10 protein-coding genes are annotated in these 12209 nt (G+C 74.6%); 5 read left to right on the plus strand and 5 right to left on the minus strand.

What is annotated here, in order from left to right; translation table 11 throughout:
- Positions 1-879 (minus strand): alpha/beta fold hydrolase, encoded by an 879-nt coding sequence (locus tag ACFQ80_RS06710; RefSeq protein ID WP_430563065.1) that lies wholly within the window; start codon positions 877-879, stop codon positions 1-3.
- 240 nt (positions 880-1119) lie between these two features.
- Between ACFQ80_RS06710 and ACFQ80_RS06715 the strand changes: the two genes are divergently transcribed.
- From ACFQ80_RS06715 to ACFQ80_RS06730, 4 genes are all read left to right on the plus strand, one after another.
- Entirely contained in the window at positions 1120-1767 is a 648-nt protein-coding gene (locus tag ACFQ80_RS06715; protein WP_430563066.1) for a hypothetical protein, read from the plus strand.
- A gap of 139 nt (positions 1768-1906) precedes the next feature.
- Positions 1907-2230: a hypothetical protein gene (locus tag ACFQ80_RS06720; protein WP_430563067.1), complete on the plus strand. Its 324-nt coding sequence runs from the start codon at positions 1907-1909 to the stop codon at positions 2228-2230.
- Positions 2227-4548: a hypothetical protein gene (locus tag ACFQ80_RS06725; protein WP_430563068.1), complete on the plus strand. Its 2322-nt coding sequence runs from the start codon at positions 2227-2229 to the stop codon at positions 4546-4548. The genes ACFQ80_RS06720 and ACFQ80_RS06725 overlap by 4 nt, the downstream gene beginning before the upstream one ends.
- On the plus strand, positions 4545-5471 hold the full coding sequence (locus ACFQ80_RS06730) for a hypothetical protein (protein ID WP_430563069.1): 927 nt from the start codon (positions 4545-4547) through the stop codon (positions 5469-5471). Before ACFQ80_RS06725 ends, ACFQ80_RS06730 begins: the two co-directional genes overlap by 4 nt.
- Here ACFQ80_RS06730 and ACFQ80_RS06735 read toward each other — a convergent pair.
- From ACFQ80_RS06735 to ACFQ80_RS06750, 4 genes are all read right to left on the minus strand, one after another.
- Complete coding sequence (locus ACFQ80_RS06735; RefSeq protein ID WP_430550999.1) at positions 5414-6448, minus strand: LacI family DNA-binding transcriptional regulator; 1035 nt, start codon at positions 6446-6448, stop codon at positions 5414-5416. The two genes, ACFQ80_RS06730 and ACFQ80_RS06735, sit on opposite strands and share 58 nt — an antisense overlap.
- A 53-nt stretch (positions 6449-6501) precedes the next feature.
- Entirely contained in the window at positions 6502-7431 is a 930-nt protein-coding gene (locus ACFQ80_RS06740; RefSeq protein WP_430550998.1) for a carbohydrate ABC transporter permease, read from the minus strand.
- Positions 7432-7433: 2 nt separating this feature from the next.
- Entirely contained in the window at positions 7434-8384 is a 951-nt protein-coding gene (locus tag ACFQ80_RS06745; protein WP_430563070.1) for a carbohydrate ABC transporter permease, read from the minus strand.
- A gap of 105 nt (positions 8385-8489) precedes the next feature.
- The gene (locus ACFQ80_RS06750) at positions 8490-9815 is read right to left on the minus strand and encodes an ABC transporter substrate-binding protein (protein WP_430563071.1); all 1326 of its coding nucleotides are present in this window, start codon (positions 9813-9815) and stop codon (positions 8490-8492) included.
- Between the two features lie 213 nt (positions 9816-10028).
- On the opposite strand from ACFQ80_RS06750, the gene ACFQ80_RS06755 reads away from it, so the two are divergent.
- The gene (locus tag ACFQ80_RS06755; RefSeq protein ID WP_430563072.1) at positions 10029-12119 is read left to right on the plus strand and encodes a beta-galactosidase; all 2091 of its coding nucleotides are present in this window, start codon (positions 10029-10031) and stop codon (positions 12117-12119) included.
- Positions 12120-12209 lie beyond the last annotated feature (90 nt).

The following is a 12209-nucleotide window of genomic DNA, read 5'->3' on the forward strand; positions in this document are numbered from 1 at the left end:
TCAGCCGGCGAGCACCTCCCGCAGCCGGGCCGCGAACGCCGCCGGGTCGTTGCCGGGGGACCACTCGTTGGACGCGAAGCCGCCGTGGTCGCCGGGGAAGACGACGGTGTCGAGGCCGAGCGCCGCGGCCAGCGCTTCTCCCCCGCGGCGGGGCATCGAGCCCGGCGCCTTCTCGCCGACGGCGGGCACCAGCCGCACGGTGGTGCGGCGCAGCGCGTCGAGGTCGGGCTCGAACCAGGGCAGGGCCTTCATGTTCCCGTTCAGCAGCAGGTCGTCCCGGGAGCCGTCGTCCTCGGTGGGCAGGCCGAACGCGGCCGGGTCGGGCGCGGGTTGCGTCAGGTAGTCCTCGGTGAGCGGCGCGTCCTGCATGGAGACCTGGATGAACTTCGCCATCGCGGGGCCGAAACCGTCCCGCTCGTACGTCTCGACGATGTCGCGGGTGACCTGGCGCTGCACGTCGCGGTCCTCCAGGAGCGCCCACAGCGGGGGCTCGTGCGCCACGACGGTGCCCAGCTCGTCGGGGTGGTCCACGATCCACGGCAGCACGTTGACGGCGCCGCCGCTGGACGCGAACACGTCGACGGGACCGTCCCCGATCACCGGCCGGGCGGCGGCCACCACGCGGTGGAAGTCGTCGGCGTGGAGCTCGACCGACACCGCGCCGCCGGCGGCGAGCGTGCTCCGTTCCGTGCCGCGCGGGTCGTACGTGACGACGGCGCGGTCGTCGACGTGCCCGAGCAGCTGGGTGAAGCCCGACGCCGCCATCGGCGACCCGAGCAGGAACAGCGGCGGGTGCCCGCCGGGGGCGGCCGGGATGCGGACGTCGTAGGTGAGGACGGCGCCGGGCACGTCCACGGTGAAGGTCTGCTGGGTGCTCATGGGGTGCCTCCGTCGGCCTGATGGGGTTCTCATCCTGTGGTGGGGGAAGACGGCGCGCCACCCCCGAACTCATCGGTCGTGACCAGGCACGACGTCGCCGCGGCGCTCCGGGAGTGGGAGCCTGCCCCCAGGTTCCGCGTGTCCACAGGCCGCGGGCCCGGGCGCCTCGACGACGGCCGCCGCCCGCGAGGCTCGGCCACGGACGCCCGCCCCGGACGCCCCGAACCCGAGGAGCCACCCATGCCCGTCGCGACGCCGCCCCCGCCCACCTCGCCGGCCCCCGGTCCCGCCCGCTTCGTCCCGCCCGACCTCGTCGACCTGCGCACCGCGTGGACCCGGGAGCGCGAGCTCGCGGCCGCCGCGGGCGGACCCCACCACGGCGGCCGGGACGGCGGCTGCCCTGGCCGGCACGGCTGGTTGCTCGACGACGGGCTCGACGTCCTGCTGGAGCCCGTGCTCGCCGGCTCGACCACGCCCGGCTTCTACCCGTTCGCCGCCCTGGACGAACGGACCGCCGCCGGGCTGCTGGAGCGGCTGGACGAGGCGGAGCTGGCGACCGAGCGGCAGAACCTCGGCCCCACGCTCGGCACGGTGCTGCGGGCCGTCGTGCGGTACCCCGACCGCGTCCGCGCGCAGGGGTACGTCGTCGGGCCGCTGTGGTGCGACGAACGGATCACCGTGACCGGGGTGCTGCTCCGGCCGGGCCCGGGCGTGCGCCTCGAGGGACCGCAGGGGCCCGGCGGTGAGAGGGCCGACGTCGTGCGCGCCCTCGCCGCGCTGGGTGTCGACGACATGCACGCGCCCCCGGACGAGGTCGCGCCCTGGCGGGGGCGACGGCTCGACGGCGGCACGGACGACGGGCCGTGGTTCCGCGTCTGGTGGGACTGACCTGATGGGCCTGACCTGATGGGACTCACCCACCCGACCGACCCTGTGGATAACCTCGACCCGCCCGGTCCCACCGTCGCTAGCGTCGTGCCCGCGCCCCGGCGCAGCCTCCGACGGACCCACGACGAACAGGGACGGGATGACCCAGCTCGACCTCGACACCACGACCCTCGCGGCGGTGGGCGCGGACCTGCGCGCGGGCGCCACCACGCTCGCCGGCGCCCGCGCCGGAGCGCTCACCGCGGCCGCGGCGCCGGGCGCGAGCGGCGACGTCGCCCTGTCGGCCGCGGTGGAGGACCTCGCCGCGGCCTGGCGGTCGGCCCACGAGTCGCTCGTCGGCGCACTCGAGTCGCTCGGCGCGGGGCTCTCGGAGGCTGCGGAGGTCTTCGCCGGTGCGGAGCGCGGGACCGTGCGCGACCTGGCCGCGCTGCTCGGCGCTGCCGGGACGGCGGACGGCGCATGAGGCCCGAGGTGCGGCACGGCGGGCAGCGCGGCGGCGGACAGGGCACCCTCGACGGCGAGCTCGGCGCGCTGACGGGCAGCCCGCCCGCGCTGGTCGACGCCGCCGACGCCGCGGCACGCGCCGCGGCACGGCTCGCGGACGTGCACGCACAGCTGCTACGGGTGCACGCGTCGCTCGACGGTCAGCGCAGCACCGCCGTCGAGCGGGCGCGCGGGCGGGTCGCCACCGTGGCCGACGACGCCCGCGCGAGCGGCGGCCTGCTCGAGGCGGCGGCCGGCGCCCTGCACCGGTACGCGGTCACGCTCGGCGACGCCCGGTCCGCCGCGGGACGGGCGCTCGCCGACCGGGCGGAGGCCCTGTGGCGGGAGGCGCGGTGGCGGTCCGAGGCCGACGAGGCCCGGCGTTCCACGTGGAACATCGCCGGGCCGGGCCTCCTCCCCGCGGCCCCCGACGTCGGCGTGCCGGGAGCGGCGACGCCGCTCGGCGACCCGGGGCAGGCGCACCAGCGGCTCGTCGTCGCGGAACGAGAGGTCGCCGCGGCGCGCGAGGACGTCGCGGCGGCGGAAGCGCGCTGGCGGTCCGCCCGCGACGCCAAGGCCGAGGCGTCGCGCCGCGCCGCCACCACCCTGGCCGCGCTCGCCGACGTCCGTGCGGTCCGAGCTGTCACCGCCGCAGGGGCCGACCCGGCAGGGCTCGTGGCCTCCGGGGACGCCGCGCGGCGGGTCGTCGCGCTGCTGCCGCGCGCCGCGTCGGGCGGCGACGACACCGCACGTCGCGAGCTCCGGGACGACGTCCGCCGCGTGCTGACCGGCCACGCGGACGACCCCGCGTTCTGGGCCGTCTTCTGGGACACCACGACGCCGCAGGACCTCTACCTGGCGCTCGGACCGACCTCCCTCGACCCGACCCGGCCGGTCCCGACCGAGCTGCGCACCGCCCTGGCCCAGGGCGCGGCCGCCTGGGCCGGCACGGCGTCGGACGCGGAGCTGCGCGAGTTCGGGCGGGACGTCGTCACCGGCGTCGGCGACTGGCCGCTCGGCCTGGGCGAGCGGTCCCGGATCGCCGCGACGCTCCTGCCCGCCGAGCTCCCCGCGGCGGCGCACGCCGCCGCCGGCGACGCGCTCGACGCGAGGTGGCAGGCCCGCGCGGACGAGCAGGCGGCCGCCACCGGCACCCGCGGCGGCCTCGGAGGTGAGGCCCTCGTCGACGCCACGATCACCGCGCCGCTCGCCGCGGCCGTGCTGGCGGGTTACGCCCGGCACCCACGGCTCGCGCTCGACCGGCTCGCCCCGGCTCAGGACGCCCAGGTCGCCGGCAGCGTGCGGCGCTGGTTCGGGTGGGTCCCGGACGGGGGCTGGCCCGACGACGGCAGGGCCGTCGCGGGCGCGTTCGCCGCCGCGGTGGAGGAGGGGACGACGTCGCACCATCAGGCCGACCAGCGGAGGGCCGCCGTCCTCGTCTCGCACGCCACGCCGGTCCTGCCGTCCGGGCTGCTCGCGGGCCCCACGCTGGACGACCACGCCGGCGCCGACGTCGCGCGCGCGTACGAGCCGTACCTGCCGTCGGTGGGCGACGCGACCCTGGACCAGACGCTCCACCGCGGATCGGAGGACGGGCCTCCGGAGCCCGCCCCGGCACCCGGGATCGACGCGGACGACGGTCTCGCCGCGGGCACGGGACGGCGCGCCGACGTCCTCCAGCCGGAGCTCGACGCGTTCGCCCTGCGCGACGTCGTCGCCGCGACGTCGCGCAGCCCCGAGGCCGCGCGGGCCTGGCTGGGAGCCACCGAGCGCTATGCGGCGGCGATGGTCGAGGTCGCGACGTCCGGCGCCTACGACGTCGACACCGCGCCGCGCTACCACCTCGCGGAGCAGGTGCTCGGCGGGGTGGGTGCGGTCACGGGCGCCATGCAGGCCGAGACGCTCGCCACCGCCTACGACGAGGTCGAGACCCGCGAGGCGCTCATCTCGCTGGCCGGCGACACGCTGGGGCTCGGCACCCTCGGCCGCAGCAGCGCGGAGGCCCTGGCCGCCACGGCGACGACCAAGGGCCTGGAGTTCCTCGACACGAGCAGCCCGGTCGCCGAGGCACGGGCCGAGGTCGGCGACGTCGGCCACCAGACGTACACCCGGTACGCGACGACGATCCACGACCTCTACCTCGCCCACGACCTCGACCTCGGCATCCCGCTCGACGAGGCGATGCGGCGCACCGAGAGCACGGACGTCGCCGCCGCCGACCACGAGAAGCTCTCCGTCGCCCGCCAGTTCTGGGGCGCGTTCAAGGACATGTCCCAGCCCGCCGGAGGAGGTCGATGAGCACCGTGCTGAAGCGTGTCTTCGCCAACCCGCAGGTCACGCCGGCGGTGGTGCTCGTGCTCCTCCTGGTGGCGCTCGTCACCGTCCCCCGGGCGCTCGACGCGGCGACGGACCGCCAGCGGCAGCGCGAGCTCGAGCAGGCGCAGACCTGGATCGCGGACCGCTGGGTGTTCACCACCGCCGACTTCCCCGCGCACGACACGGCCGAGCTCCCGGTGGAGCGGTGGTGGCTGGACCGGGGCCTCGCGGGGGCGGGCTGGCTCGTCGAGCCCGTCCGGGCCACGGGCATCGCCCCGCTGTTCCACGCCCCGTTCGCACTGACCGGTGGGTGGTCGCCGGAGTCGACGTCCGGAATCTCCGGCGTGCGGGTCGACGGCGTCGACGTGTACAGCTATGTCGCCACTCCCCCGGGCCCCGGTTTCGACACCGCACGAGGATCGGATGGTGTCTGGCGGCTGCAGGAGGAGGCGTCGAGGGTCGCGGACTATCTCCTGGACCCCGGCTCCGCGTGGGAGGAGTACCGCGGCGCGGAGCTCCTGTCCGTCGCGTACGTCGGGACGCCCGCAGGCCCCCGGTGGTACGAGGATCACCTCGGCGAGCCGTTCGACGCCGGCGGGCCGGGCTATTTCGGCGTGGAGGTCCACGAGCGTGCCGATGACGACCTGGCGTTCCGGACCACGACGATCGGCACGGTGGTCGAGGGCTCGCTCGCCGTGGTGGGCGTCGTCGTCCCCGACGGCGTGGTGCCGCCGGCCGAGCTGGAGCCGGCGCTGCTGCTCGAGCGCCTCTCCCAGGAGCTTCGCTCCCACCCGCCGTCACCGACGGACACGGTCGGCGGCGCCGTCAGCGGCACGGACCGCGGCGCTCAGGCCGACTCGCGCACCACCAGGGAGGTGGGCAGCGTGATGGCCGCGGGCTCCTGACCGTCGACGACCTCGAGCAGCAGCCGCACCATCTCGGCGCTGATGCGCTCGTAGGGCTGGCGCATCGTCGTCAGCGGCGGGTGGAGCTGCGCAGCGACGCCGGAGTCGTCGAAGCCGCCGACGGCGACGTCGCCGGGCACGCTGCGGCCGGCGGCCTGCAGGGCGACCAGGGCGCCGGCGGCCATGAGGTCGGAGTGCACGAACACGGCGTCGACGTCGGGCCGCCGCTCCAGCAGCTCGGCCATCGCGAGGCGGCCGCTCTCGCGGGAGTAGTCGCCGTGCACGACCAGCTCCGGGTCGTAGGCGTCGCCCAGCACCTCGCGGTACCCCTCGAGACGCAGCACGCCGCCCGGGGTGTCCAAGGGGCCGGTGATGGTGGCGATGCGCCGCCGGCCGGTGTCCCACAGGTGCTGCGTCATCGTCCGCCCGCCGGACCGGTCGTCGGCGGCGACGTACCCGACCTTGCCCTCGTACCCGAGCGGGACGCCGCACGCGACGGTGGGGATCTCGTGCCGCAGCAGCTCCCTCATCATCGGGTTGCCGCGGTGGGAGCTGATGAGCAGCACCCCGTCCACGTGCCCGGCCTCGAGGTACTGCGCCACCCGGCGACGCTCCTGGTCCGTGCCCGCGACGAGCAGCACCATCGGCATCTCCCGCTCGGCGGCGGCGTGCGTGGCGCCCCGCAGGAGCAGGGAGAAGTTGGGGTCCTCGAACAGCAGGTGCTGCTCCTCCGTGAGGAGGAAGGCGACGGAGTTGGCGCGCCCCGTCACCAGGGAGCGGGCGTGCGGGTTCGCGCGGTACCCGGTGGTGCGGATGGCCTCCTCGACCGCGGTGCGCGCGTCGGGTGACACCCAGTGCCCGCCGTTGATGACCCGCGAGACGGTGCCCCGCGACACCCCCGCGACCGCCGCGACGTCGCGGATCGTGGGCCGCTTCGCCCGGCCGTCGTCGGCCCCGTGCCCACCCGTTCCTTCCACGCCCGCGAGTCTAGGGACCCGAGCGGCCCCGGCCTGACCGGCGCGAGGAGGCGTCACGACTTCACCGCGCCCGCGGCGAGGTCCACCTGCCAGAACCGCTGGAGCGCGAAGAACAGTGCGACGAGCGGCACGATCGACAGCAGCGCACCGGTGATCACGAGCGTGTACATGGCGGGCTGGCTGGCGCCCTGGTTGAGGAGGCCGGACAGGCCCACCGTGATCGGGAACAGCTTGTCGTCGCCGAGCATGATGTACGGCAGCATGAAGTTGTTCCAGATCGCGACGAACTGGAAGAGGAACACCGTCACGAGGCCGGGCACCAGCATCGGCACGGCCACCTGGAAGAAGGTGCGGGTCTCGCTCGCGCCGTCGGTCCGGGCGGCCTCGACCACCTCGTCGGGCACGGCAGCGGCCGCGTAGATGCGCGCCAGGTAGATGCCGTACGGGCTGATGATGCTGGGCAGCAGCACCGACCAGTACGTGTTGGTGAGGTCGAGCTCGGCCAGCAGCAGGTACTGCGGGATCGCGAGCACGATGGCGGGGACGAGCACGCCGGCGAGCAGCACGTTGAACACCGCGTTCTTGCCGGCGAACGTGTACTTCGCCAGGCCGTAGCCGGCCATCGCGGACACCAGCGTGGACGCCGCCGCGCCGACACCGGCGTACAGGGCCGTGTTGAGCATCCACCGCCAGAACAGACCGTCGCGGTAGGCCGAGAGGTCGGCGACGTTGTCGGCCAGGTGGGTGGAGGGCGCGAACGTGAAGCTCGAGAACAGCTCGGCGCCGGACTTGGTCGAGGCCATCACCACCCACACCACCGGCAGCAGGCAGTACAGGGCCCCCAGGAGGAGCACGGCCGTGGCCACCGGGGACGGCCGTTCGCCGGCGCCGCGCCAGTGGCGGCGTCCCTTCGCGGCCGGGCGGCGGACGTCGGAGCGCGCGGCCGGGGCGTCGGCGGGCAGCGGGCTGGTCAGCGTCGTCATGGTCACTTCTCCTGGCCGAAGGCGCGGCCCTGCACGAGGCGCAGGAAGCCGAACGAGAGCACGAACGTCGCCGCGGCGATGATCACCGAGGTCGCGGCGGCCGAGTAGAGGTCGCCGCGCGTGAACGCGTCGCGGTACACCTTCATCAGCGGGGTCCAGGTGGTCGAGATGGCGTTGCTCAGCGGGCGCAGCGTGGTGGGCTCGGCGAACACCTGGAGCGTCGCGATCATCGAGAACACCGCTGTCATGATGATCGACGGCGTGACGATCGGGATCTTGATCCGCAGGGCGACCGCCACCTGCGACGCGCCGTCCAGCTCGGCCGCCTCGTAGAGCTCCGACGGCACCGCCTTGAGCGCCGTGTAGATGACGATCATGTTGAACCCCGTGCCGCCCCAGACGGCGATGTTCGCGACCGCGAACATCACGAGGTCGCCCTCGAACAGCGACGGCACGTCCCAGCCGAACCGCTCGAACAGGTCGTAGAAGGGGCTGACCCCGGGCAGGTAGAGGAAGCCCCACAGCAGGGACGAGATCACGGCCGGCACCGCGTAGGGCAGGAAGATCGCCGTCCGCGAGAACGTGCGCGTCCGCGCCCGGCGCGAGTCGAGGAGCAGCGCGAACAGCAGCGCCAGGCCGAGCATCGTCGGCACGACGATCAGCCCGTACAGGGCCACGCGCCCCACGGACGCGAGGAACTCCGGGTCGCCCAACGCGGCCGCATAGTTGGACAGCCCCGCCCACACCTCGGTGCGCGAGCCCGAACCGAGGCCCAGACCGCTCACCTTCTCCGTGCGGAAGGACAGGTAGACCGCGTACGCGATCGGCAGCGCCAGGAAGAGGACGAACAGCACGATCGCCGGCGCGAGGAAGCCCCACGGGGCGAGGCGGCGCCGGCCGGACGTGCTGGGCCCGGTCGCGCGGGCCGGCGGCGCGGCGGTGGTCGTGGTCATCTCAGGCTTCCCTCTCGGATCTTCGCCGATCGTGCTCGACGGCGATCGTGGTCGACGCGGGTCGGGCCGCCCGGGGGGTCTCCCCGCCCCGGGCGGCCCGCGTCGTCACTCGCTGACGCTGAACCCCTGGTTCTTCAGGTCGTCGAGCGTGATCTGCTGCATCGCGCCGACGGCGTCGAGGAACGCGCTCGCCGTCTTGGCCTTGGTGGCCTTGGCGAACTCGTCGTTGTACGCGGAGTAGGCGACGTTGATGTTCGGCCCGTAGGTGAACGGCTGCACGGTCTGCGCGGTCTGCGCCGCGACCTCGTAGAAGTCGGGCTGGTTGGAGAAGAACTCCGGCGGGTCGCTCAGCGCCTCCGTGCTCGCGGGGACGTCGGCCGGGTAGATGCCGGTCTCGTCCACGAGCGCCTGCACGGCCTCCGGGTCGGTGTTGAGCCAGGTGACGAACTCGGCGGCCTGCTCCGGGTGCTCCGACTGCGACGTCACCGCGGTGGCCGAGCCGCCCCACGCGCCGGTGGCGGGCGCGTCGGCGTCCCACTGCGGCATGGGCGCCATCTCCCACTTGCCCGCGGTGTCGGCGGCGTTGCCCGACAGGACGCCGGGCGCCCAGATCGCCGACAGCCAGCCCACCTGGGTGCCGTCGTTGAGGCCGGCGTTCCACTCGGGGGTGTACATCGGCCTGTTGTCGATGACGCCCTCCTCCACGAGGCCGCCCCAGTACTCGGCGACCTTCGTCGTGGCGTCGGAGTCGATGTCCACCGACCAGGCGTCGCCGTCGATCCCGTACCAGGACGCGCCGGCCTGCTGCGTGATGCCGGCGAACCAGCCCGCGTCGTTGGCGGAGAACGTGCCGAGGTACGCCTTCGGGTCTGCCTCGTGCACCTTCCGCGCCGCCTCCGCGTACTCGTCCCACGTGGTGGGGACGTCGATGCCGAGCTTCTCGAAGATGTCGGCCCGGTAGTAGAACTGCATCGGCCCGGAGTCCTGCGGCACCGCGTAGACGGCGTCCGACCCGAGGGTGACGGCGTCCCACACGCCGTCGGCGAAGTGCCCGGCGACGTCGTCGCCCAGCGAGCCCGAGAGGTCCGCGAGCGCGTCCGAGGACACCAGCTGCGGGATCTTCTGGTACTCGGCCTGCATGATGTCGGGCGCGCCCGAGCCGGCCTTGATCGCGGTGAGCAGCTTGGTGACGGCGGGGTCGCCGCCGTCCTGCTTGTTCACCGTGACCGTGATGTCGGGGTGCTCGGAGTTCCAGAGGTCGACGACCTTCTCCATGTTCGGCGTCCACGTCCAGAAGGTGAGCTCGACGGGGCCCGCGGCCGACCCGCCGTCGTCCGTGCCGGCGACGTCGCCACCGCCGGAGCAGGCGGACGCGAGCAGCGCGGTGGCGGCGGCGAGGGCCGCGATCCGGGTGCCTGTGGTCAGGCGCATGACTCCTCCTCGTCAAGGACCATCGCACCGCCGCGTCAGGCAGGGAGCGCTGGGCGACTCACGACAGTGTGGCTGTGCACGGTCACAGTAGCGACACGGCTCCCGGGATTGTCAACTTCAGGTTTCGTGGTGTTACCTAGTCGTTGCCCGGCCACGACGACTGTGACCGGGCACAGAAAGCCGAGCACAGCACCGACGCGAGGAGCCTCTCCCATGCCCGACGCCACGCCCCTCGAGCTGCCGGGCGGCGCCCCCACCCGGACCACGCCTCTCCGCCCCGGCCCGGACTTCGACGGCTGGCTGCCGGGCATCGACGAGATCTCCTACGGCGGCGACTACAACCCGGAGCAGTGGCCGGAGGAGGTGTGGGCGCAGGACGTCGCCCTCATGCAGGAGGCCGGCGTCACCCTGGTGAGCGTCGGGATCTGGAGCTGGGCGCTGCTGGAGCCGCGCGAGGGCGAGTACGACTTCGGCTGGCTCGACCGGCTGCTCGACCTGCTGCACTCCGGCGGCATCCGCGTGGACCTCGGCACCCCGACCGCGTCGCCGCCGGCATGGTTCTTCCGCACCTACCCGGACTCGCGCGTCGTGACGCGCGACGGCACCGTGCTGGAGTTCGGCTCGCGCGGCGCCGCCGCGCCGTCGTCGCCCGCCTACCGTCGCGCCGCCACCCGGATCGCCGGCGCGCTGGCGGAGCGCTACGCCTCCCACCCCGCCGTCGTGCTGTGGCACGTGCACAACGAGTACGGCGCACCCGTCTCCGACGACTACTCCGACCACGCGCAGCGCGCCTGGCGCCTGTGGCTGCGCGCCCGGTACGGCACGCTGGAGGCGCTCAACACCGCCTGGGGCACGCGCTTCTGGGGCCAGGTGTACGGCGAGTGGGAGCACGTCGTCGCCCCGTCGGCCACGCCGACCGTCGCGAACCCGGCGATGCGCCTCGACTACGCACGGTTCACCGACGCGATGCTGCGCGAGTGCTTCGTGGCCGAGCGCGACGCGATCCGCGCGCACTCCGACGTCCCGGTCACCACCAACTTCATGGCGACGGCGTGCCCCTCGACCGACCTGTGGGCCTGGGGCCGCGAGGTCGACGTCGTCTCCGACGACCACTACCTCACCGCCGCGGACCCACGCGGCCACGTCGGTCTGGCGATGGCCGCCGACCTCACCCGGTCGGTCGCGGGCGGCAAGCCCTGGCTGCTCCTGGAGCACTCCAGCTCGGCCGTGAACTGGCAGCCCCGCAACGTGGCCAAGCGGCCCGGCGAGGAGCGGCGCAACGCCCTGTCGCACCTGGGCCGCGGCGCCGACGGGATCCTGTTCTTCCAGTGGCGGGCCTCGCGCAGCGGCGCGGAGAAGTTCCACTCGGCGATGCTCCCCCACGCCGGCACGGGCAGCCGCGTGTTCCGCGAGGTGTGCGCGCTCGGCGCCGAGCTCGGCCGCCTCGGCGAGGTGCGCGGGTCTCGCGTGCGCGCCGACGTCGCGCTGCTGTGGGACTACGAGTCGCACTGGGCGCAGGACCTCGAGTGGCGCCCCAGCGTCGACGCGTCGCACCGCGAGCGCACCGAGGCGTTCTACGACCGGCTGTGGCGCGACGGGCTCACCGTCGACATGGCGCACCCGGAGCAGGACCTGTCCGGCTACCGCCTCGTCGTCGCACCGGCGTCGTACCTGCTCACGGCGGCCGCGGCCGACAACCTCGCCCGGTACGTCGAGGGCGGCGGCACGCTGCTGGTCAGCTACTTCAGCGCCGTCGTGGACGAGCACGACCGCGTGCACGAAGGCGGCTACGGCGCGCCGCTGCGCCGCGCGCTCGGCCTCACCGTCGAGGAGTTCCTGCCGCTGCGGGAGGGCGAGACGCTCGGCGTCGTCGGCCTGTCCGACGGCGCGCTGACCGGCGACGTGTGGGCCGACGACCTCGCGCTCGACGACGCGGACGTCGTCGCCACGTACGACGGCGGCCCTCGGCCCGGCGCCGCGGCGGTCACGCGGAACTCCCTCGGCGCGGGGACCGGCTGGTACGTCTCGACGCGGCTGGACGTCGACGCCCTCGCGCCCCTCATGGCGCGGGTGTACGACGACGCGGGGCTCGCGCCCGCCGGCCTGCCCGCGGAGCTCGAGGTCGTGCGCAGGCACGGGGACGGAGCCGTGTTCACCGTCGCGCTCAACCACGCCGACGCCGACGCCAAGCTGCCCGACGTCGCGCCGGGCTCCACCGACCTGCTCACCGGGGAGGGCGTCGCAGGCTTCGTCGTCGTCCCCGCCGGCGGGGCGCGCGTGCTGCGCACGCCCGTCCCGCACTGACCCGCGACCTGTCAGGGCGAGCGCGGGGCATACCCCGCGCTCGTCCTGACAGATCGGGGCCCACAGGAGCTGTCAGGGCACGCGCCCGGC

The organism is Isoptericola sp. NPDC056578 (genome assembly GCF_042793275.1).
Taxonomy (GTDB): domain Bacteria; phylum Actinomycetota; class Actinomycetes; order Actinomycetales; family Cellulomonadaceae; genus Isoptericola.